General features: G+C 70.8%; 19 protein-coding genes. 12 read left to right on the top strand and 7 right to left on the bottom strand.

All coding sequences use genetic code 11. The annotated features are described in order from the left end of the window. The first annotated feature begins 206 nt into the window (after positions 1 to 206). Positions 207 to 1,688, top strand: a complete 1,482-nt coding sequence (locus ACX114_RS05890) for a sensor histidine kinase (RefSeq protein ID WP_459295564.1) — start codon at positions 207 to 209, stop codon at positions 1,686 to 1,688. Here the strand turns inward: ACX114_RS05890 and ACX114_RS05885 are convergent. The 3 genes from ACX114_RS05885 to ACX114_RS05875 form a co-directional block, all read right to left on the bottom strand. After that, positions 1,633 to 3,486 (bottom strand): methyl-accepting chemotaxis protein, encoded by a 1,854-nt coding sequence (locus tag ACX114_RS05885; protein ID WP_459295562.1) that lies wholly within the window; start codon positions 3,484 to 3,486, stop codon positions 1,633 to 1,635. The two genes, ACX114_RS05890 and ACX114_RS05885, sit on opposite strands and share 56 nt — an antisense overlap. 101 nt (positions 3,487 to 3,587) lie before the next feature. Further along, positions 3,588 to 4,394 carry a TenA family transcriptional regulator gene (locus ACX114_RS05880; RefSeq protein WP_459295560.1) on the bottom strand — a complete coding sequence of 269 codons (807 nt, stop codon included), beginning with the start codon at positions 4,392 to 4,394 and terminating at the stop codon, positions 3,588 to 3,590. 231 nt (positions 4,395 to 4,625) lie between these two features. Beyond that, entirely contained in the window at positions 4,626 to 5,192 is a 567-nt protein-coding gene (locus ACX114_RS05875) for an NUDIX hydrolase (protein ID WP_459295558.1), read from the bottom strand. 153 nt (positions 5,193 to 5,345) lie between these two features. On the opposite strand from ACX114_RS05875, the gene ACX114_RS05870 reads away from it, so the two are divergent. Further along, positions 5,346 to 6,755: a sigma-54-dependent transcriptional regulator gene (locus ACX114_RS05870; RefSeq protein WP_459295556.1), complete on the top strand. Its 1,410-nt coding sequence runs from the start codon at positions 5,346 to 5,348 to the stop codon at positions 6,753 to 6,755. Between the two features lie 187 nt (positions 6,756 to 6,942). Beyond that, positions 6,943 to 7,989, top strand: coding sequence for a TetR family transcriptional regulator (locus tag ACX114_RS05865; RefSeq protein WP_459295554.1), 1,047 nt, complete (start codon positions 6,943 to 6,945; stop codon positions 7,987 to 7,989). 15 nt (positions 7,990 to 8,004) lie between these two features. Here ACX114_RS05865 and ACX114_RS05860 read toward each other — a convergent pair whose 3' ends face one another. Beyond that, positions 8,005 to 8,547 (bottom strand): hypothetical protein, encoded by a 543-nt coding sequence (locus tag ACX114_RS05860; protein WP_459295552.1) that lies wholly within the window; start codon positions 8,545 to 8,547, stop codon positions 8,005 to 8,007. Between the two features lie 135 nt (positions 8,548 to 8,682). Here ACX114_RS05860 and ACX114_RS05855 point away from each other — a divergent pair, with 135 nt between their 5' ends. Continuing rightward, positions 8,683 to 9,738: a hypothetical protein gene (locus ACX114_RS05855; RefSeq protein ID WP_459295550.1), complete on the top strand. Its 1,056-nt coding sequence runs from the start codon at positions 8,683 to 8,685 to the stop codon at positions 9,736 to 9,738. Positions 9,739 to 9,750: 12 nt separating this feature from the next. Here ACX114_RS05855 and ACX114_RS05850 read toward each other — a convergent pair whose 3' ends face one another. Continuing rightward, on the bottom strand, positions 9,751 to 10,065 hold the full coding sequence (locus tag ACX114_RS05850) for a tetratricopeptide repeat protein (RefSeq protein WP_459295548.1): 315 nt from the start codon (positions 10,063 to 10,065) through the stop codon (positions 9,751 to 9,753). A gap of 61 nt (positions 10,066 to 10,126) precedes the next feature. On the opposite strand from ACX114_RS05850, the gene rsfS reads away from it, so the two are divergent. The 4 genes from rsfS to ACX114_RS05830 all read left to right on the top strand — a co-directional run bounded on the left by rsfS (position 10,127) and on the right by ACX114_RS05830 (position 13,132). After that, complete coding sequence (rsfS, locus tag ACX114_RS05845) at positions 10,127 to 10,672, top strand: ribosome silencing factor (RefSeq protein ID WP_459295546.1); 546 nt, start codon at positions 10,127 to 10,129, stop codon at positions 10,670 to 10,672. Between the two features lie 4 nt (positions 10,673 to 10,676). Continuing rightward, positions 10,677 to 11,141, top strand: coding sequence for a 23S rRNA (pseudouridine(1915)-N(3))-methyltransferase RlmH (locus ACX114_RS05840; RefSeq protein WP_014394001.1), 465 nt, complete (start codon positions 10,677 to 10,679; stop codon positions 11,139 to 11,141). Positions 11,142 to 11,227: 86 nt separating this feature from the next. Then, on the top strand, positions 11,228 to 12,373 hold the full coding sequence (locus ACX114_RS05835; protein ID WP_459295543.1) for an RNA ligase RtcB family protein: 1,146 nt from the start codon (positions 11,228 to 11,230) through the stop codon (positions 12,371 to 12,373). A 57-nt stretch (positions 12,374 to 12,430) separates the two neighbouring features. Then, complete coding sequence (locus ACX114_RS05830) at positions 12,431 to 13,132, top strand: double zinc ribbon domain-containing protein (protein WP_459295541.1); 702 nt, start codon at positions 12,431 to 12,433, stop codon at positions 13,130 to 13,132. Here the strand turns inward: ACX114_RS05830 and ACX114_RS05825 are convergent. Next, positions 13,119 to 13,928 (bottom strand): Uma2 family endonuclease, encoded by an 810-nt coding sequence (locus tag ACX114_RS05825; protein WP_459295539.1) that lies wholly within the window; start codon positions 13,926 to 13,928, stop codon positions 13,119 to 13,121. The genes ACX114_RS05830 and ACX114_RS05825 overlap by 14 nt on opposite strands. A 215-nt stretch (positions 13,929 to 14,143) precedes the next feature. On the opposite strand from ACX114_RS05825, the gene ACX114_RS05820 reads away from it, so the two are divergent. Continuing rightward, on the top strand, positions 14,144 to 14,530 hold the full coding sequence (locus ACX114_RS05820; protein ID WP_459295537.1) for a hypothetical protein: 387 nt from the start codon (positions 14,144 to 14,146) through the stop codon (positions 14,528 to 14,530). Position 14,531: 1 nt separating this feature from the next. On the opposite strand, the gene ACX114_RS05815 is transcribed toward ACX114_RS05820, so the two are convergent. After that, on the bottom strand, positions 14,532 to 14,849 hold the full coding sequence (locus tag ACX114_RS05815; RefSeq protein ID WP_459295535.1) for a DUF3817 domain-containing protein: 318 nt from the start codon (positions 14,847 to 14,849) through the stop codon (positions 14,532 to 14,534). A gap of 225 nt (positions 14,850 to 15,074) precedes the next feature. Here ACX114_RS05815 and ACX114_RS05810 point away from each other — a divergent pair, with 225 nt between their 5' ends. The 3 genes from ACX114_RS05810 (at position 15,075) to ACX114_RS05800 (ending at position 19,491) form a co-directional block, all read left to right on the top strand. Further along, positions 15,075 to 16,121: an SIS domain-containing protein gene (locus ACX114_RS05810; protein WP_459295533.1), complete on the top strand. Its 1,047-nt coding sequence runs from the start codon at positions 15,075 to 15,077 to the stop codon at positions 16,119 to 16,121. 94 nt (positions 16,122 to 16,215) lie between these two features. Then, the gene (gene nagA / locus ACX114_RS05805) at positions 16,216 to 17,394 is read left to right on the top strand and encodes an N-acetylglucosamine-6-phosphate deacetylase (protein ID WP_459295531.1); all 1,179 of its coding nucleotides are present in this window, start codon (positions 16,216 to 16,218) and stop codon (positions 17,392 to 17,394) included. A 57-nt stretch (positions 17,395 to 17,451) separates the two neighbouring features. After that, a complete protein-coding gene (locus ACX114_RS05800; protein ID WP_459295529.1) occupies positions 17,452 to 19,491 on the top strand; it encodes a glycosyl hydrolase family 18 protein in 2,040 nt (679 codons plus the stop codon). The last annotated feature ends 49 nt before the right edge of the window (positions 19,492 to 19,540 follow it).

Raw genomic sequence — 19,540 nt, 5'->3', positions numbered from 1 at the left:
CTCGCCCCCTCAATCACTCACATCTATCAGTCGTGTCTGACGTTTCGGGCGAGCCCCTTCCTGACGCGCATGGGGCCGCGGACGCCCTCTCACGGAGCACGGACAACGGGTTCCAACGTCCGGTTCCATGGCATGCGCGCGGAACGAGGACTGGCCAGGGACGGAGGCATGCCGTTTGATGCGGGGGTGCGAGGAGCACCGCCCGGATGACGCATCGCCCTCATTCCTCCCGTCTGCGGGACGCGCTGGGCTCGCTGTCCGCGCGGCTCTTGCTGGCGTTCCTCCTGCCCACCCTGCTCTTCCTGTCGCTCGCGGGCGCGTCCGTGTACGCGCTGGCCCGCGCGAGCCTGGAGGACGAGCTGGGCGCGAGCCTGTCCGCGCTCGCCGCCGCCACCGCCAGCCAGGTCAGCGGCGAGCGCATGCTCACCATCGAGCCCGGCGACGATGTGTCCGGCACCCGCACCTGGCGCGCCCTCGTGCGGCTGCTGGACGGCGTGCGCACCGCGAGCGGCGTGCGCCGGGTCTACGCCGTGGACGCGCGGGGCCGCGTGCGCGCGGACGCGGGCGGCAACCTGCCCGTGGGCACCGAGCTGCCGGACCTCGCGCGCGACCGGCTGGAATTGACGCGCGTGCTCGCCGGCAAGCGCGCCGCCAGCCAGGTGCTCTTCACCGGCTCCGACGGGCTGCTCTACAAGACGGGCTACGCCCCCGTAGTCCAGGACGGCCAGGTGGTGGGCGCCATCGGCGTGGAGGGCAGCGCGGCCTTCTTCGGACCGCTGCGGCGGCTGTGGCGCACCTTCGTCATGGCCAGCGCCGTGGCGCTCGCCGTGCTCGCCATCATCGCCGTCATCACCGCCCGGGGACTGGCCGGTCCGCTGCGGCGGCTGATGGACTCCGCGCTGCGAATCGGCCGGGGGGACCTGGCCACGCCCGTGCCGCCGGAGCCCACCCGCGAAATCGGCGTGCTCGCGCGCGAGCTGGAGGTCATGCGCGGCGCGCTGGAGAGCCGGGACCGGCAGCTCAAGCTCATGCTCGCGGGCGTGGCCCATGAGGTGCGCAACCCGCTGGGCGGCATCGCGCTCTTCTCCGGCCTTCTACAGGAGGACCTGCGCGCGGGCGCCCACGCGGACGCGAACAGCCACGTGGACCGCATCCAGCGCGAGGTCGCCTACCTCCAGCGCATCGTCGAGGACTTCCTCGCCTTCGCCCGCGAACAGCCGCTGGCGCGCGCGCCCATGGAGGCGCCCGACCTGGTCTCCAACGCGTGCGAGCTGCTCTCCGCGGAGGCGCACGACAAGGGCGTGGCCCTGGACGTGGCCGCCTCGCCCGCGCACCTGGAGGCGGATGGCAGCCTGCTGACCGCCGCGCTCGTGAACCTGGTGAAGAACGCCGTGCAGGCCGCGCCCGCCGGGAGCCATGTGCGGATCCGCGGCGAGGTGCGCGACGGGCGCTATGCCATCGACGTCCAGGACGCCGGGCCGGGCGTGCCCGAAGCCGAGCGTGAGCGCATCTTCGAGCCCTTCTTCACCACCCGTGAGCAGGGCACCGGGCTGGGCCTGCCGCTCGCGCGGAAGATCGTCCGGGCCCACGGCGGTGAGCTCTCCCTGCGCTCCACGCCCGGCGAGACCGTCTTCACCCTGTCGCTGCCCTGTCCTGCTCCCGAAGCTGGGGCGGCACCGGCACGCTGACGGACTCCGCTTCCTGGACATCGAACTGCAGCGCCATCTGCCCCACCTCTCCGGAGACGACCTGTAGCGTCCGCGTGGCCTCCTGCGTGGAGGACAGCCGGTGCAGGGTGCCGTCCATCAACTGCGACAGGTCCGCGATGGCGGTGGCGATCTGCGCGAAGGCGGCGTTCTGCCGCGTCACCGCGTTGGCGATCTTCCGCGCCGCCTCGGAGCTCTCCTGCGAGCTGTGTGACAGCGCGCGCAGGGACTCGCCGGAGGCGCGCATCTGGTCCAATCCGGCGGCCACCTGGCGGCCGCCCTGCTCGCTCATGGAGGCCGCGTCGCGGATGCCCTGGCTGATCTCCACCAGGATTTTGTGGATTCGCCGGGTGGCCTGGACGGACTGGTCCGCCAGCCCTCGCATCTCCTTCGCCACCACCGCGAAGCCCCGCCCCGCCTCGCCCGAGCGCGCCGCCTCGATGGCCGCGTTGACGGCGAGCAGGTGGGACTGGTCCGCCAGGTCCTTCACCGCGCCGGTGATTTCTCCAATCTGGACCGTGCTCTCCTCCAGGCGGGACAGCCGCTGCTGGACGCCAGCCACCGCGCTCCGGATGACCGCCAGCCCTTCCAGGCTCGAGACCACCGCGGCCTCGCCCTGCTGTCCCAGCGTCTCCGCGCGCCGGGCCACGCGCAGGACCTCCTCCGCGGAGTCCGAGGCGATGCGCGATGCCCGCCGCAGCTCTTCCGACGTCACCTGCGCCTCGTGCAGCGCCGCCGCCTGCCGGGTGAGCCCCTGCCGCTGATCCTCGTTCGACACACGCAGCTCGGTGCCGGCCTGGCCCAGCCGCTGCGCGGAGGTCTGGAGCAGCCGGGGAAAACTCCGCAGCCGGAACAGCGCACTGTTCATCCCCGACGCCAGGTCCCCCATCTCGTCCGTGGACACCCAGCGCGGCGAACGGATCCGCCCGGACGCCAGGCCGGAGATGGCGCCATGCACCGCGCCCGCGCTCGTCGCCTGCCGCCTCGCCAGCATCCACGTGGTGAAGGCCGGCAGGATGAACACCAGCACGCCCACCCACGGCAGCGCGAAGCCCAGGTCCGCGAACAGCGAGCTGCCCACGTCATCCAACCGGGCCGCGGCCAGTGTCGCGCCATCCGCCAGCAGGACCTCCTTCAGCAGGTTGCGCACGTTCAGGAGCTTCACCACCACCACGCACGCGCTCAGCACCACCGTGGCGAAGATGGTGGACAGGAACGTGAACGGCAGGAACCACGACTGCCGCGGCCAGAAAGGGCCCGAGCCCGTGGGGGCCACCTCCGGATGCGCGTCCTGCTCGCGCAGCGCCCACGGCAGCACCAGCCGCTCCAACCCCAGCGCGATGGGGAACGCCACCACCACGCCGAAGCAGAACGCGATGAGCGTGCCCAGCCCCAGGCGGAACCAGTCCTTGCCGAACCACAGGCACACCGGAAGGCTGAAGAAGAAGCCGCCCAGCGTCCACGCCGCGCAGGTGGTGAAGACCATGGAGCGCCAGGGCAGCTCCAGCACTCGCCGCAGCCGGTCCCCCGGGCCCTCCCCGGCGCGGTGCCGCAGGGCCTGGCGCGCCAGCCACCGCAGCGTCACGTAGGGATGCAGCAGCCCGAACACCAGCACGATGAATGGCAGCACCGTGGCCGTGACGCGCAGCCCCTCCTGGCTCGACAACCCCATCGCCATCGCGATGAGGTAGGCACAGACGATGGAAGGGGGCAGGACCCACCGAAGAAACAACCACATCCCACGCCAGGCCAGCTTCCGGATGTCTTCTGTTTCATTCATGTGTGTACGCCCCCCTCCGGTCCCATGGAAAAGCCGGACCGGCACGCATCACGACCGCGACATCGCCACCGATGAAACGGCTGTTTCAGCCCGCCTGGGGCTCATGCCTCGCGGCAGGACTCGAACACGCGCGCCAGCAACATCAGGGACCGGCGCGCCGCGGCCTCCACGCGCGCCGGCTCTCCCGTCGTCACGTCCGTGGACAGCTTGATGATCTCCAGCGCCTCGTCCGGGTGCGCGTCGTCATAGCGGGCGTGCGCCCGGAGCCAGCGCAGCGCGGTCGCGTCCATGCGCACACCGTCCCGGGCATACGCGGTGAAGGGCTCCACCACGGCGCGTGTCCAGACGCCTGTCACGCCCTCGATGGCCCAGTTGGAAGCGGCGACGCCCTCCGCCAGCGACCCGCCGAGGCAGGTGGCCAGCAGGTGCTGGTGGAGCGCCTGGACCTCGGGCCTCCACGACGACGCGAAGGCCCCGGGGGCGTCCACGCCCACCGCCTGCATCCAGTCGATCCACCACTCGGCGTGACGGGCCTCCACGCCCAGGTTCTGCAGGAGCCAGCGGCGGATGCTCGCGTCGCCCGGGCGCACCCCGTAGGTCGTCTTCGCCAGCGACAGCCCCATGTACTTGGGGAAGTTCTCGACGATGGGGAAGCAGTGCACCAGGAACCGCTGCCAGGCGCCGAGGGGCGGATGCCGCCCCTCCGCTGTCTCCTGGAACAGCGTGGGCATGCACGCCGCGTCCCACGCGGGCTTGAGCGTGCGCAGCATCGTCTCCATCCAGAGCGGATGCGGCGTGAGCGTCAAGGCGGCGGGCTGATAGCGCCGCGAAGCACTCTCATTTCTCAAGGATGAAACAGGGACTTCTTCCAAGGCGGTGCCATGCGACACGGCGTCCGGAGACGACATGAAACCTGCTCCTGCTCCCAGGTGGTCGACAAGCCGTCATGGCCGCCCCCCTCCACCCAGCGTGTCCTCAGGTTGCCGGCATGTCTGTGTTTCATCCAGCCCCCCTCGAAAAATGAAGCCAGTCTCAAGCCATCTTGTGTCCCAAACCCCGCGAACCCCCCGCGCGTGAATCAGGAATCCGGCCCTTGGTCATTCTCCAAATAGACACTCAAGAATGGAGAGTCATTGACGTCATGGGCAGGCAAGCGAGCGCGCCTTGAGCAGCATGCGGCGCAGCGGGGCTTCATCCGCGCGGTCCAGCGCTTCGTCCCAATCCAGCCACTGGATGCCGAAGGACTCCGCTGGATCATGCGCAAGTGCCTCCGGGTCTTCCGCCACCACCAGGTAGCGGACATCCAGGTGACAGTGCTCGGGCTCGTCCTTGCGCGCGGGGATGACGTGCACGTCCACGTCCAGCGGGCGCGGCGCGGTGGGATGCAGGTGCACGCGGCAGCCCGTCTCCTCACGGGCCTCGCGCAGCGCGGTGGCCTCCATGTCGCCGCCGTCTCCCGCTTCCGCGTGGCCGCCGGGCTGCAACCAGCGCTTGAGCTTCGCGTGGTGCAGCATCGCCACCCGTCCGCCCGCCGCGTCCACCACCACCGCGCTGCCGGTGAAGTGCGCCTCCACCTGCGAGCGGGAGAAGGGCTCCTTCAGCGACGTGGCGAAGTGGCGCATGCGCGAAAGGTCCTCGCGCTCCTTGTCGTCCGTGGGGACGTGACGCGCGAGCAGTTCGACGAGGGAATCAGGGACGGAGGCCATGCGCCGGGATAGACACCCACCCGGCCCGGGACGCCAGCCCTTTCACGGCAAGGCCCACCTGCACCCCGCCGGGTCCGGTGTAGGGTGGCCTGGCGTGTGCATTCCGCCGCCCACCCACCGGTGGCATCCCACCCTTCCTTCCCGAGCAGGCGCATGGCCCGCATCCTCGTCATCGACGACCACGACACCCTCCGCGAGGGCATGACCGTCACCCTCACCCGCTCCGGCCACACCGTGTCCGCGGTGAAGAGCGGGGCGGACGGACTCGCCGCGTACAAGAAGGGCCCCTTCGACCTGGTCGTCACGGACCTGAAGATGGACGGCATGGACGGCATCGCCGTGACGCGCGCGCTCAAGCAGGCGGACCCTGGCGCCGTCGTCATGGTGGTGACGGCGTTCGGCACCATCGAGACCGCCGTGCAGGCCATGCAGGAGGGCGCCTACGACTTCATCACCAAGCCCTTCCCGCCGGAGGTGCTGCGCGCCAAGGTGGACAAGGGCCTGGAGCTGTCCGCCACGCGCCGCCAGGTGGAGCGCCTCACCGCCCGCACGGACGCGCATGACGCCGACGCCGCCCTCACCCACCGCGACCTCGTGGGCGACAGCGAGCCCATGCAGCGGCTGCTCGCCCAGGTGCGCAAGGTGGCCGCGAGCGACGCCACCGTGCTGGTGCGCGGCGAGAGCGGCACCGGCAAGGAGCTGGTCGCGCGGATGATCCACCAGCGATCCCCGCGCAAGGACGGCCCCTTCGTCGTCGTGCACTGCGCGGCCCTGGCGGAGACGCTCCTGGAGAGCGAGCTGTTCGGCCACGAGCGCGGCGCCTTCACCGGCGCGGTGAAGCGCAAGCTGGGGCGCTTCGAGCTGGCCGACGGCGGCACCCTCTTCCTGGACGAGATTGGAGAGATTCCCGCCTCCGTGCAGACGAAGCTGTTGCGCGTGCTCCAGGAGAAGGAGCTGCAGCGCGTGGGCGGAGAGGAGACGCTCAAGGTGGACGTGCGCGTGGTGAGCGCCACGCACCGCGACCTCCAGGCGGAGGTGAAGGCGGGCCGCTTCCGCGAGGACCTCTACTACCGGCTGCACATCGTCCCGCTCACCCTGCCGCCCCTGCGCGAGCGCCCCGAGGACCTGCCCGCGCTCGCCCGCCACTTCGTCGCCAAGCACGCGCCCCGGGTCAACCGGCGCGTCACCGGCATCGACGACGCGACGCTGCACGCGCTCACCCGCCACGCGTGGCCCGGCAACGTGCGCGAGCTGGAGAACGTGATGGAGCAGGCGCTCGTCTTCGCCGAGGGCGACTCGCTCACGCCGCAGGATCTGCCCTCGCACCTGGCCGGCCAGACGCCGCGCATGGACGCGGGGCTGCCCGTGCCCCAGGGCGACCGCCCCCTGCCGGAAATCCTGGAGGACCTGGAGCGCCAGCTCATCGCCCGCGCCTACGAGAAGGCCGGCGGCGTGAAGACGGAGACCGCCCGCCTGCTGGGCATCAAGACTTCCGCGCTGTACTACAAGCTGGAGAAGTACGGCTTCCTGCCGCGCGGCGAGCGCCCCGAGGAGACCCCGTAGGCGCTCTGCCCTGGGGCCTCGGAAATCCGTCATCCGCGCCCCGGCCCCATGACTTTCCACCGTCCGGCCCACCCACCCCGACCCACCCTGCCCGTGCAGGTGCCCGGAACCAGGGCGCTTTCCGTCGGGCCTGGGAACGGGGTAGGAGGGAAGGACTGGCATCCGCCTTGCTGACGGTATCCCCCCGATGATGTTGCGTGCCCTCCCCCTCCTCCTGTGCCTGTTCGTGGCCGCTCCCGCCGGGGCGACGTCCGGCCTGGAGCAGGCGCGCGCGAAGGCCCAGGCGGCGCGCACGGAGGCACGCACCCTGCGCACCCGGCAGCAGGGGCTTCGCGACGAGCTCAACGGCCTGGCCGCGCGCATCGAGGCGCTCAAGGCCCAGCGCCAGGGGAAGCTCACGGCGGGCGGCGAGCTGGAGTCCGCGCTGCGCCGCTCGCAGGAGCTGAGCGGAGAGCTGACGGGGCTGGCGCAGTCGGTGTCCGGCGCGGACGGCGAGGTGGAGCGCGCGCACCTGGCGCTGCACGGCGCGCTGTCCCAGGAGCTGACGCGGCTGCGCGCGGCGTGGGACGCGACGACGGACCGGACGCAGCGCGCGGCGCTGCTGGAGCAGATGCGGTCCGTGCGCGGCGAACGCGAGGCCGTGCGCGCGGCGCTGCCCGCCTCCCAGGTGCCGGCGCTGGATGGCGCGGCGCGCGGGGATGATCCCGAGGACCTGCTCGCGCAGGCGGACGCGCTGCGCGACACCCAGGACAAGGTGCGCCAGCGGCTCCAGGCCCTGAAGGCGCGCATCACGGAGGTGCGCGAGGAGCGCGACCTGGACCGCCGCATGAACGACTTCCTGGGCGAGGAGTCCATGTTCGACGACCAGGACCGCCGCCTGCGCATGCGCACGGCGGGCGACCGGGGCCTGCAGGTGGCCCCCACCCAGCGGGGCGGCCGGCAGCCGGAGGTGATTCCGACCGACTCGATGGTGGAGTCGCCGGACTACGCGGGCGACCCGACCCAGGGTCCAGGGGTCGGAGGCACTCCCATCATGGACCAGTCGTCCTCCGGCGCCACCGCCAGCGACCGCCGTCCCCAGGTGGACCCGGTGCGCGCCCAGGCGCTGGCCGCGGGCGGCCCGGAGGACCTGTCCTCGCTGGAGCAGGAGGCCACGCGGCTGGAGTCCCTGGCGCGCGAGCTGGACGGGCGCGCGGGCGCGCTGGAGCGCCGCGCGAAGACGCTGGCGCCCTGAAGCCGCGGGTAGCCGCTACAGCAGCCCGCCCTCCACCTCCAGCACCACCGTGGCCTGCACGCGCACCTCGCGCTCCGGCAGGCGCCCCGTGCCGCGCAGGATGATGGACATGCTGGGCGCGGCCACGTAGGGCCGCAGGTCCACGCTGCCGTCCGCGTTCAACCCCACCGTGGGGTTGGGCGGGCCCAGGCCCAGACCCGCGATGCCGTCGCGCGCGGCGAAGCGCGACTCGGAGTTGCCCGCGCGGGCCACGGCCTCCAGCGAGTCCAGGAAGCCGAAGTCCTGGTCGTTCGGGCTCAGGACCTTGAGCGTCATCGACTTCACCTGCACGCGCGTCACCTCGTCCTTGGTGACGTCGCGGTTCTTGAAGTCCTGGTTCTCGTTGAAGTCGAGCGCGGAGAAGCTGCTGATGGAGGGAAAGGCGTTGAGGAGCGTGGAGGTGCCGGCGGGGTTCGCGGGCACCGTCGCCTCGCCCTGGACCTCCGTGGTGAAGGACGCCGGGGAACAGGCGACGAGCCCCAGGCCGGCCACCGCCGCGAGGAAGGACGCGTAAGACATGGCCGCAATGTACCGGGCGGCCGGGTGCGGCGTCACCGACCGCGGGCACACCCCGGGTGTCCCCGGGACGACGTGGCCGCACAGGGCACTTGCGAGCGTGGGGATGCCAGCGGGCCGGAGTATGGTGCGCGCGTCTTGGACCGCCGCCTTCTCCCGCTCCTCCTGGCCCTCTGCATCCTTTGGGGCGGAGGTGCGCGCGCGGCCGAGTGGCAGGGCTCGCTCCGGGGCACCGGCCGGGTGCTGGTGGACAGCAACGCCCCGCGCGACTTCACCGACGGCGTCACGCCCGCCCCCGACCCGGACCTGGCCCTGAGCGTGCTGGGCGTGGCGGAAGGCCGGGGCACCGGCGAGCGGTCCCAGGTGGTGGGCCGGTACGAGCTGGGCGCGCGCAAGTACCTGTCCTACGACAACGAGGACACCCTGGTGCAGGCGGGCGCGCTGGAGGGCTCGCTCGCCCTGGGCTCCGAGTGGGGCGTGGGCGCGGAAGGCCACGCCAAGGACCGGAGGGGCGGCAGCCGCGCGTACTCGGATCTGGGCGCCAGCCTCTTCGCCGAGTACGCCCCGGACGTGCGCCTGGCCCTGCGCGTTCGCCTGGGCGCCCGCCGCTTCGTGTACCGCCCGGACCACACGGCCGACTTCGGCGGCCCGGAGGTGGGCGTCCTGGGCCGCTACCGGCTGAGCCCGCGTCACACACTGAGCGTGTTTGGCGAATGGGGTTCGCGCCGCTACGGCCCCTTCGCCCGGCCCTTCCCGGGCGTCAGCGCGGCCCCCGTGCGGCGGCAGGACGGCGCGCTGGTGGCGGGGGCGGGCTACACGTACCGGGGGCCGGTGAAGCTGTCGCTCACCTATGCCTTCCAGGAGGTCAGCTCCAACAGCTTCGGTGAGACAGCCATGAGACACCGGCTCGTCGGCAGCGCCGGGGTGCGGCTGCCGTGGCGGGTGACGCTCCTGGCGCAGGGGACGCTGGGCCTGGCGCGCTATCCGGACGGCATCTTCCTGTCGCCGGAGATCATCCTGGTGGAGGAGGACGAGGGGCAGAACTCGCTGTCCCTCAAGCTGGCCCGCCCTGTCTCCACCCGCGTGGACCTGGAGCTGTCCTGGGGCATCTGGAGCACGCGCCTGCCGCGCAATGACTTGCGCTACACGCGCCAGGTGTTCGGCGTGGGCTTCACCTGGCGGGACCAGGACTAGGAGCGAAATCCGTCAGTCCAGGTCGGCGATGCGCTCGTCGATCTCCTCGGCCAGGCTGGGGTGCTGCTGGGCGAGCGCGTGGTCCCGGGCGGTGGTGAGCACCTGCTTCGCCTTGTCCGTCTGGCCGGCCCCCGCGTAGGCATCCCCGAGGGAGACGAGGGCCGCGGCGTACTTCGGGTCCAGGCGGACGGCGGTCTCCAGACTCTGGATGGCGCTGTCGTACTCCTTGCGCTCCAGGTGAAGCTTCCCCAGGGAGAACCAGGCCATGGGGGCGTCGGGGAACTGGGCCGTCATCTTCTTGAACTGCTCCAGGCGGGCGTCGCTCATGGACGGAACCCATTAGAGGAGCGCTGGAAGCTTGCCAAGGGTGCGCTAGGGTATCCGCCACATGGCCACGAAGAAGAAGACCCCTGCATCCAAGAAGGCGAAGGCGAAGAGCGCGACCCGGGCTCCGGCCCGCAAGAAGACGGCCGCCAAGAAGGCGAAGCCGGGCGTGCGTCCGCCGCCGCGCAAGAAGACCGCCGCCGCGCGCAAGAAGGCCCCGAAGGTCGCCGCTCCGCCCGCGCCTCCCAAGCCGGCTGAGAACGCGAAGGCGCGCGAGCTGGCGCGCCGCATCGGCAACCTGCTGCTGGACAAGAAGGCCACGGACGTCGTCATCCTCGACATGCGCGGGATGACGTCCTACGCGGACTACATCGTCATCGCCTCCGGCGAGAGCGACCGCCAGGTGAGCGCCATGGCGGAGAACGTCCAGGTGCAGCTCAAGCAGGAGGCGCAGCCCCTGCGCCCCATCAGCACGGAAGGCCTGGAGACGGGCCAGTGGGTGCTCCTGGACTACGACGACGTCGTGGCCCACCTGTTCAACGGCGAGGTGCGCGCCTTCTACGACCTGGACGGGCTGTGGGCGGACGCGCCCCGGGAGAAGCTGTCCTAGTCCCGTGAAGGTCCGCCTCCTCTCCATCGGCAAGGACCGCTCCGGGTTGTTCGAGCCCGCCGTGCAGGAGTACGCGCGGCGGCTCGAGCACTACACGCGCTTCGAGCTGCTGGAGCTGAATGAAGCGTCGGGCCGCAAGCTCAAGCCCGGCGAGGCGAAGTCCGCGGAGGCCGCCGCCATCCTGGGCAAGCGCAAGCCGCAGGACTGGATCGTCGCGCTGGACGAGCGCGGCACGCTGCTGGATTCCGTGGAGCTTGCCCGCTACGTCGCCAAGGCGCAGACGGGCTCGAAGGACCTGCTCTTCGTCATCGGCGGGGACGAGGGCCTGGACGACTCGGTGCGTGGCGCGGCGCATCAGGTGATGTCGCTGTCGCGGATGACGCTGCCCCACCGGCTGGCGCGGGTGGTGCTCATCGAGCAGCTCTACCGCGCGTTCACCATCCTGAAGGGCGAGCCCTACCACAAGTAGGCGGCCGGGCAGCCTGCCCCCAGGCGCTGGGGACCTGGAGGCCCGGGCGTCAGGGCGCGTGAAGGGACCGCGTCGAAGCGGCCATCATGAACACGCCTTCTTCTGAAACCTCCACGGCCGCCACCGTGCGCATCATCGCCTCGCCCCAGTCCTGGGTGGAGGGCGAGGCCGTCCGCCAGTTGGAGGCCGTGTCGCGCCTGCCCGGGATGAGGCTCGCGGTGGGCCTGCCGGACCTGCATCCCGGCAAGGGCGCTCCGGTGGGCGCGGCCTTCGAGTCCGAGGGCTTCCTCTATCCCTATCTCGTGGGCAGCGACATCGGCTGTGGCATGGGCTTGTGGGACGTGGACCTGCTGACGCGCAAGGCGAAGGCGGAGCGGTGGGCGGCGAAGCTGGACCTGGAAGGGCCGTGGGTGGGGGACACGGAGGCGGTGCTCGCGGAGCACGGCGCGAGCGGCGCGGGCTTCGAGTCGGCGCTGGGCACGGTGGGCGGCGGCAACCACTTCGCGGAGGTGCAGCGGGTGGAGGAGGTGCACGACGCGCGCGTCTTCGAGGCGCTGGGCCTGCGGGAGGAGCGGCTGCTGTTGCTCGTGCACTCGGGGTCGCGCGGGCTGGGGGAGGCCATCCTGCGCACGCACGTGGACCGGCACGCTGCGGGCGGACTGGCGGCGGATTCGGAGGAGGCGCGCGCATACCTCACGCGGCATGACGGCGCGGTGTTGTGGGCGAAGGCGAACCGGGCGCTGGTGGCGCAGCGGACGTTGGATGGGATTGGGGCGACGGGGCGGCGGGTGTTGGACGTGTGCCACAACAGTGTCACCGCGCGGCATGCGGGTGGACGCGTGGGGTGGTTGCACCGCAAGGGCGCGGCGCCGTGGGATGAAGGGCCGGTGGTGATTCCCGGCAGCCGCGGAGCGCTGAGCTATCTGGTGTTGCCGGTGGGCACGGGCGAGCAGAGCGCGTACAGCCTGGCGCACGGCGCGGGACGCAAGTGGACGCGCTCGGCGGCGCGGGAGCGGCTGAAGGAGCGCTTCACGGCGGAGTCGCTGACGCGCACGTCCTTCAAGAGCCACGTGGTGTGCGAGGACCGGGACCTGCTCTTCGAGGAGGCGCCTCCGGCGTACAAGGCCATCGACCGCGTGGTGACGGACCTGGTGGAGGCGGGCCTGGTGCGGGTGGTGGCGACGCTGGCGCCGGTGCTCACGTACAAGACGCGAGGCCGCACGGCGGAGTGAGCGGCACGGGGCTCGCACGAGGGGCGCGAGGATGCACTGCCCCTGTGAGGCCCGGTGATGTGGAAGGCCCTGTTGGACCTGGTTTATCCGCCCATGTGTCTGGCCTGCGCGAAGGTGCTGCCGGGCGTGGGCGCGGTGTTCTGCGAGACATGTGACACGGCGTTGGAGCGGCTGCCGCCGGTGTGTTGCCGGACGTGCGCGGAGCCGGGTGCGTTCCCGGGGAACACCTGTCCCCGTTGCCGGACGGTGCCACCGCCGTTCAGCCGGGCATGGGCGCCCTTCGCGCACGAGGGGCCGGTGGCGAGGGCCATCCACCGGTTCAAGTATGAGGACCACCCGGACCTCGCGGCGCCACTGGGGACGCTGCTCGCGGACGAGGCGCGGCGGTTCCTGAGGACCGCGCCGGAATGCGTGGTGGCGCTGCCGCTGCACCTACGGCGCTTCCGGAAGCGGCAGTACGACCAGGCGCACCTGCTCGCGGGGGAGCTGGCGAAGGCCACGGGGCGGACGGCGCCGGTGGGGTGGCTGGAGCGCACGCGGGAGACTCGGAGGCAGGTGGGGCTGAGTGAAGCGGAGCGCGTGGGCAACGTGGCCGGAGCGTTCGTGGCGTCGCGAGCGGTGCAGGGGCAGGAGGTGTTGCTCCTGGACGACGTGTTCACCACCGGGTCCACCGCGCGGGCCGCCGCTGTCGCCCTGAGACACGCGGGGGCCACGCGAGTGGAGGTGCTGACCTTGGCGAGGGCGTTCACCCTCGCCTGAGCCGGGCGAGCTCGGCTTCGAGTTCCCTGGCACGGCGTTCGGCCTCATTCGCGCGTCTGGATTCCTCATCCGCGCGTCTGGATTCTTCGTCCGCGCGCCGGGATTCTTCCTGGGCACGGCGCTGCAGGATCATCGTCTGGTCTTCCAGGCGTTCAATGAACTCATCGGAGACCAGCAACGGCGCATTGCCCGTCCAGAAACGCACGTCCTCGCCTTCGACCTGGAGTTCGAGTCCCAGCACTTCCGAGAGGAAGCGACCATTCCGGGATTCCATGCGCGTGTAGACGCGCGCATCCGGCGTCGCCAGCCGGTAGCCCTCCAGCGTGAGCCTTCCCCCATCGAAGATGAAATACTCGGGGATTCCCAGACGGGCATACCGGCTCACGTTGAACTCGGCATCCTTCTTCCGGTCACCCCCGGCGTGGATCTCCATCACCCAGTCGAGCCCGTGCCCCTCGTGGCTGACGAGCCACTTCTTCCGTCGGTGGTTCTCCACATCCAGCACGACCAACAGGTCCGGCGCGAACCGTCGCTCCGCCGGGTAATACACAGGCAATTCCGAGCCGACGTAAGCCTTGCGTCCACGGCGCTTGAAGTAGCCCCGGAGCGCCTCGCGTGCGAGCAACTTGGGCTCCTGATGGTCGTCCCCTTCGGGCATCGCCATCTCTTCGTACGTCACCTCACCGGGCAGTGTTGCCACCACCCGGTCCCGCTCCTCCTGCCCCATCCGATCCCATTCTTCCTGAGAAGGCGCCCGGGGGAAGGCATCTCCAACCTTGTCGGTATGACGTCCCATGACCCTCAGCCTGTGTCGGGTAGGCCCTCGGGTCAATCGCCCCCGTGCAGGGCTTGAGCAAGCAACGCGCCAAGGAATTCTGGGACCGCCGTCTATGCTTCGCGCGAATGACATCCACACCGGCCTCCATTCCTGGCAACGAGCCGAACGCACAGCCACGATGTGGCCCGCATTCCAGGGTTGCGACGGAGGAGTGCTCTCGCTGTGGTGCCTTCATGTGCCGGGCATGCGTTGCGCCGGAGATCGAGCCCGCGCATTGCCGGCCGTGCCGGAAGCACCTGCTGGCGACGGGCGCCATCCGCCCCAGCAACCGCTCCAGCCTGGGCGAATACCTGGCTCAGTGCAGCTGGTTGATCGCCTTCCTCACCGCCGCGGGCATCTACCTGGCGCGCAGGACGGACATGCACGCGCTGTGGCTGATCATCTTCCTGGTCGGCTTCACCCTGGGCCTGGCCTGCGGCGTCGTGGCGCTCATCCGGGAACACGCCCGCCTCAGCGCCCGGGTCGTCGTGCCCGCCATCATCGGCATCGTGCTCAACACCCCTCCGTTCCTCTGGGGAATGCTGATGGTCGTGCTGCCGATCATGGCCAGCAGATGGTGAATCAGCGCGTCTTCGCCGTCTCCAGCGCGAGCGCCTCACCGCGCAACTGCGCGTCCAGCCAGAACGTCCCGCCCGGCACGAGCGAGGCCAGGACGGCCACCGCGAGCCGCTTCACACCCCAGCGGTATTCGATGGCCGCCATCATCAGCGTGTAGAGGTACGCCACGAACAGCAGGCCGTGCGCCATGCCCACCACGCGCACGCCCAGCGGCATGTGCAGCACGTACTTCAGCGGCATGGCGATGAGCAGCAGCACCAGGAAGGACAGGCCTTCCCAGAAGGCGACGAGGCGGAAACGGCCCAGGGCGGTCTTCAGCATGACGTCCTCTCTCCTCCGCCCCTCTCGCACCGTCAAGGCGCGCGGCCGGAGCAGTATCGCCTTCCGTCGTCAGCGCGGTGAGCCCCGGTGATACCGGCAGGAATGCCTGCCCGCTCCAGCTCCAACCTGACGTCGTGACCTCGGAGCCACGGACCGGATGTCGGACGCCTCACGCCCGCTGCCTTCCTCCCCCCTTCCGCCCCGGAGGCTGTTATCCCCCTGCGCGTGGACCCCACCCCGAAGAATCCCTCCCTCCCCGCCCTCGCGCGAGAGGCCGCTGAAGCTCCGGCCGCCGCCCGCCGCCAGCTCGAACGCTGCCGCGACACCTTCGCCTACCTGGGCGCCCGCCTGCGCCGCACGCCTCCTCGCTTCGTCGTCACCTGCGCGCGGGGCAGCTCCGACCATGCGGCCGTCTACGGCAAGTACCTCATCGAAACCACGCTGGGCCGCGCGGTCGCCTCGCTGGGCCCCAGCGTCGCGTCCGTCTACAACACGCGCTCCCTGGACCTGCGCGACGCGCTCTTCATCGCCGTGTCCCAGTCCGGCCGGAGCCCCGACCTGCTGCGCATGACCGAGGCCGCCCGCGCGGGAGGCGCCGTCGTGCTGGGCTTCATCAACGACGAAACCTCTCCGCTCACCGCGCTGTGCGACGTGCGCATCCCGCTGTCCGCCGGCCCCGAGCACAGCGTGGCCGCCACCAAGTCCTATCTGCTCTCCGGGCTCGCCTTCCTCCAGCTCGTCGCGCACTGGTCGGACTCCGCGGAGCTGCATGACGCCGCCCGGCGGTTCCCGGACGCGCTGGAGGCCGCCGGGAAGCTCGACTGGTGGCCGGCGCTCGCGACGCTCAAGGACGCCAGCAGCCTCTATGTCGTCGGCCGGGGCAGCGGCCTGGGCGCCGCGCTGGAGATGGCCCTCAAGCTCAAGGAGACCTGCCGTCTGCACGCGGAAGCCTTCAGCACCGCGGAGGTCCTCCATGGTCCGCTCGGGCTGGTGCGGCCGGGCTTCCCCGTGCTCGCGCTGGGGCAGGAGGACAACGCCGCGCAAGGCACGCGTGATGTCGTCCAGCGCATGGTCGAGCTGGGCGCGAGCGTCCACACCGCCCTGCCCGTCCCCGGCGCGCAAACCCTGCCCACGCTGCCGGACGTTCCCGCGGCCATCGCTCCGCTCTGCCAGGTGCAGAGCTTCTACTTCGCGGTGCACCAGCTCGCGACAGCACGGGGCCTGGATCCGGATGCGCCCGCGCACCTGCGCAAGGTCACGGAGACCGTGTGATGATCACCGGTCTCCAGGGCGCGCGCATCTTCACCCGCGCCTCGCGCCTCGAACGTCACGCCATCGCCCTCCGCGAACGCACGGAGACCCGGTGATGCCCACGACCACCGTCCTCCAGGGCTCACGCATCTTCACCGGGGACCAGGTCCTCGAAGGTCACGCCGTCGTCGTCGAGGACGGCACCGTCCGCGCCGTGGTGCCCCAGGCCGGACTCCCCACTGGCGCCACCGTGCACACGCTGCCCGGGGACACACTCCTGGCCCCGGGCTTCGTGGACGTGCAGGTCAACGGCGCGGGTGGCGTGCTCTTCAACGACACGCCCACCGAGGAGGCCGCGCTCGCCATCGCCTCCGCCATGCGCGCGTGCGGCACCACGGGTCTGCTCCCCACCTTCATCACCGACGACGCCGCCCGCATGCGCGAAGCCTGCGAGGCCGCGCTCATCGCCACCGCACGCCCCGACAGCGGCGTGCTCGGCATCCACCTGGAAGGCCCCTTCATCAGCCGCGAGCGCGCTGGCGTTCACGTGCCGTCCTTCATCCGCACGCCCGACCCTCGCGACCTCGACTACCTCACCGCCCTGCCCCGCCGCTTCGCCGCGCACGGCGGCCGCGTGCTGATGACGCTCGCTCCCGAGTGTGTGGACGATGCCACCCTGCGCCGCTTCGCCAACGCTGGCGTCGTGCTCAGCGCGGGCCACACCGCCGCCACCAGCGAGCGCACAACCCAGGCCCTGAACGCAGGCGTGCGCGGCTTCACCCACCTGTTCAACGCCATGCCTCCGGTGATGAACCGCCAGCCCGGGCCCGTCGTCGCCGCGCTCACCCATGACGACGCGTGGTGTGGCGTCATCGCGGACGGCGTGCACGTGCACGCGGACAACCTGCGCCTGCTCCTCAAGGTCAAACCGCCGGGCAAGGTGTTCCTCGTCACGGACGCCATGCCGCCTGTCGGCACGCCCGTCACGTCCTTCACCCTCCAGGGACGCACCATCCTGCGCCGCCACGGCCGACTGGAGACGGAGGACGGCACGCTCGCGGGCGCGGACATCGACCTCACGGCTGCGGTGCGCCACTGCGTCCACTCGCTCGGTGTCCCCCTGGAGGAGTCGCTGCGCATGGCCTCGCTCCATCCCGCCACCTTCATGGGACTGCATGGCCACCGGGGCCGCATCGCGCCGGGGCATCGCGCGGACCTCGTGCTGTTGAAGCCGGACCTTTCCGTCCACACCACATGGGTGGGTGGACAGACACAATCCAACGCCAGCCATTAACCCGGAAAAATGGGTGCGTGACTCCTTCCGCGTGTACCGCAGGCGAGGAGAACACGAATGCGTCGTAGCAAGTGGATTGTGGGCCTGGTGGCGTCCGCGCTGACCGTCGCTGGCTGTGGTCAGGAGTCCTTCGCTCCCGAGGCCGAAGGTCCTGGCAGCGTGATGAAGGCGCCGCTGGATGCCGCGTGGGCCGTGGGCGTCGCCTACTCCGTGGGCACGCGCGTCACCTATGAAGGCCGCGTCTATCAATGCCGTCAGGCCCACACGTCCCAGGCGGACTGGACGCCGACGGCCGTGGCCGCGCTGTGGCTGGACCTGGGCCCCGTGACGGGCGGCGGCGACACCACCGCGCCCGTCGTCACCGCGTCGAGCAGCAAGACGAGCGTCACCACCGCGGGCTCCATCACCGTCTCCGCCAGCGCCACCGACGACACGGGCGTGACGAAGATCGAGATCCTGGAGAACGGCACGCTGGTCGCCACCGCGTCCTCCTATACGCGCAGCTTCTCCGGCTCCGGGCAGAACGGCACGTACACGTACACCGTGAAGGCCTATGACGCCGCGGGCAACGTGGGCTCGAAGACCGTCACCGTCACCGTCGCCATTCCCTCCACCGGCGACGTCACCGCCCCCGTCGTCACCGCCAGCTCCAGCGCGTCCCGCATCACCGCCGCCGGCTCCTTCACCGTCTCCGCCAGCGCCACCGACGACACCGGCGTGACGAAGATTGAGATCCTGGAGAACGGCACGCTCGTGGCCACCGCGTCGTCGTTCACTCGCGCCATCTCCACGTCCGCGCAGAACGGCACGTACACGTACACCGTGAAGGCGTACGACGCCGCGGGCAACGTGGGCACCAAGACCGTGAGCGTCGTGGTGGAGCTGCCCACCACGCCGCCTCCTCCGGGCGGAAAGAAGATCGTCGGCTACTTCACCGCGTGGGGCATCTACGGCCGCAACTACCAGGTCTCCAACGTCCCGGCGTCGAAGCTCACGCACATCAACTACGCCTTCTCCAACATCTCCCCGGACGGCAAGTGCATCCTCGGGGATCCGTTCGCGGACATCGACAAGGGCTTCGGCTACCCCGGCGAGTGGGACCCGGGCGCGCTGCGCGGCAACTTCCGCGCGTTCAAGGAGCTGAAGAAGACCAACCCGAACCTCAAGCTGCTCATCTCCATTGGCGGCTGGTCCTGGTCCAAGTACTTCTCGCAGGTCGCCGCCACCGCCGCGTCGCGCACCGCGTTCGTGAAGTCCTGCGTGGACCTGTACGTGAAGGGCCAGTTCCCCGGCGTCACCCCGGCCAACGGCGTGGGCGTGTTCGACGGCATCGACGTGGACTGGGAGTACCCCACCGGCGGCGGCCTGCCGGACAACATCAGCAGCCCCGCGGACAAGGTGAACTACACCCTGCTCATGCAGGAGTTCCGCACCCAGCTGGCCGCCGTGACGGCGCAGACGGGCCAGTCCTACCTGCTCACCATCGCGTCAGGCGCGTCGCCGGACCTGCTTTCCAACAAGCAGGAGACCGTGAAGCTGGCCGGCATCCTCGATTGGATCAACGTGATGTCCTACGACTACCACGGCGCCTTCGAGAGCACGGTCAACTTCCACTCCGCGCTGGACCGCGTGACGGGCGACCCGGGCGCCAACGACGGCTTCTACACGGACGGCTCCATCGCCAGGATGCTCCAGCTGGGCGTGCCCGCCTCCAAGATCGTCGTCGGCGTGCCCTTCTACGGCCGCGGCTGGGGCAACGTGCCCAACGTGAACAACGGCCTGTTCCAGTCCGGCGTCCCCACCAAGGGCACCTGGGATGACGGCCAGTCCGGCCTCACCGGCGTGTTCGACTACAAGGACCTCAAGGCCAACTACGAGCGCGCGGGCTCCGGCTACACGAAGTTCTTCCACCCGGAGAGCAAGCAGGCCTACGTCTACAGCCCGACCACGAAGGTGTGGGTGGCCTACGACGACGTGCAGAGCATGAACGCCAAGTCGGACTACATCCTGTCCAAGGGCCTGGGCGGCGCGATGTTCTGGGAACTGAGCGGCGATGACGGCAGCCTCGTCAACGCGCTCTACAACAAGCTCCACTGACGCCTCCCCCTCGGGGGGAACGCGCACACACCGGGGCCGGCACGGGCAT

It is taken from the genome of Corallococcus sp. M7 (genome assembly GCF_054512695.1).
Note: the sequence above shows the minus strand (reverse complement) of the source record. Positions and strands in the feature narration are given on the sequence as shown.

Coding starts and splice junctions, on each gene's coding strand:
- ACX114_RS05880 (WP_459295560.1), bottom strand. CDS start 4,394: ATGTCGTCTCCGGACGCCGTGTCGCATGGCACCGCCTTGGAAGAAGTC.
- ACX114_RS05830 (WP_459295541.1), top strand. CDS start 12,431: ATGTGGAAGGCCCTGTTGGACCTGGTTTATCCGCCCATGTGTCTGGCC.
- ACX114_RS05875 (WP_459295558.1), bottom strand. CDS start 5,192: ATGGCCTCCGTCCCTGATTCCCTCGTCGAACTGCTCGCGCGTCACGTC.
- nagA (WP_459295531.1), top strand. CDS start 16,216: ATGCCCACGACCACCGTCCTCCAGGGCTCACGCATCTTCACCGGGGAC.
- rsfS (WP_459295546.1), top strand. CDS start 10,127: ATGGCCACGAAGAAGAAGACCCCTGCATCCAAGAAGGCGAAGGCGAAG.
- ACX114_RS05885 (WP_459295562.1), bottom strand. CDS start 3,486: ATGAATGAAACAGAAGACATCCGGAAGCTGGCCTGGCGTGGGATGTGG.
- ACX114_RS05825 (WP_459295539.1), bottom strand. CDS start 13,928: ATGGGACGTCATACCGACAAGGTTGGAGATGCCTTCCCCCGGGCGCCT.
- ACX114_RS05850 (WP_459295548.1), bottom strand. CDS start 10,065: ATGAGCGACGCCCGCCTGGAGCAGTTCAAGAAGATGACGGCCCAGTTC.
- ACX114_RS05870 (WP_459295556.1), top strand. CDS start 5,346: ATGGCCCGCATCCTCGTCATCGACGACCACGACACCCTCCGCGAGGGC.
- ACX114_RS05865 (WP_459295554.1), top strand. CDS start 6,943: ATGATGTTGCGTGCCCTCCCCCTCCTCCTGTGCCTGTTCGTGGCCGCT.
- ACX114_RS05835 (WP_459295543.1), top strand. CDS start 11,228: ATGAACACGCCTTCTTCTGAAACCTCCACGGCCGCCACCGTGCGCATC.
- ACX114_RS05820 (WP_459295537.1), top strand. CDS start 14,144: ATGTGCCGGGCATGCGTTGCGCCGGAGATCGAGCCCGCGCATTGCCGG.
- ACX114_RS05890 (WP_459295564.1), top strand. CDS start 207: ATGACGCATCGCCCTCATTCCTCCCGTCTGCGGGACGCGCTGGGCTCG.
- ACX114_RS05860 (WP_459295552.1), bottom strand. CDS start 8,547: ATGTCTTACGCGTCCTTCCTCGCGGCGGTGGCCGGCCTGGGGCTCGTC.
- ACX114_RS05800 (WP_459295529.1), top strand. CDS start 17,452: ATGCGTCGTAGCAAGTGGATTGTGGGCCTGGTGGCGTCCGCGCTGACC.
- ACX114_RS05815 (WP_459295535.1), bottom strand. CDS start 14,849: ATGCTGAAGACCGCCCTGGGCCGTTTCCGCCTCGTCGCCTTCTGGGAA.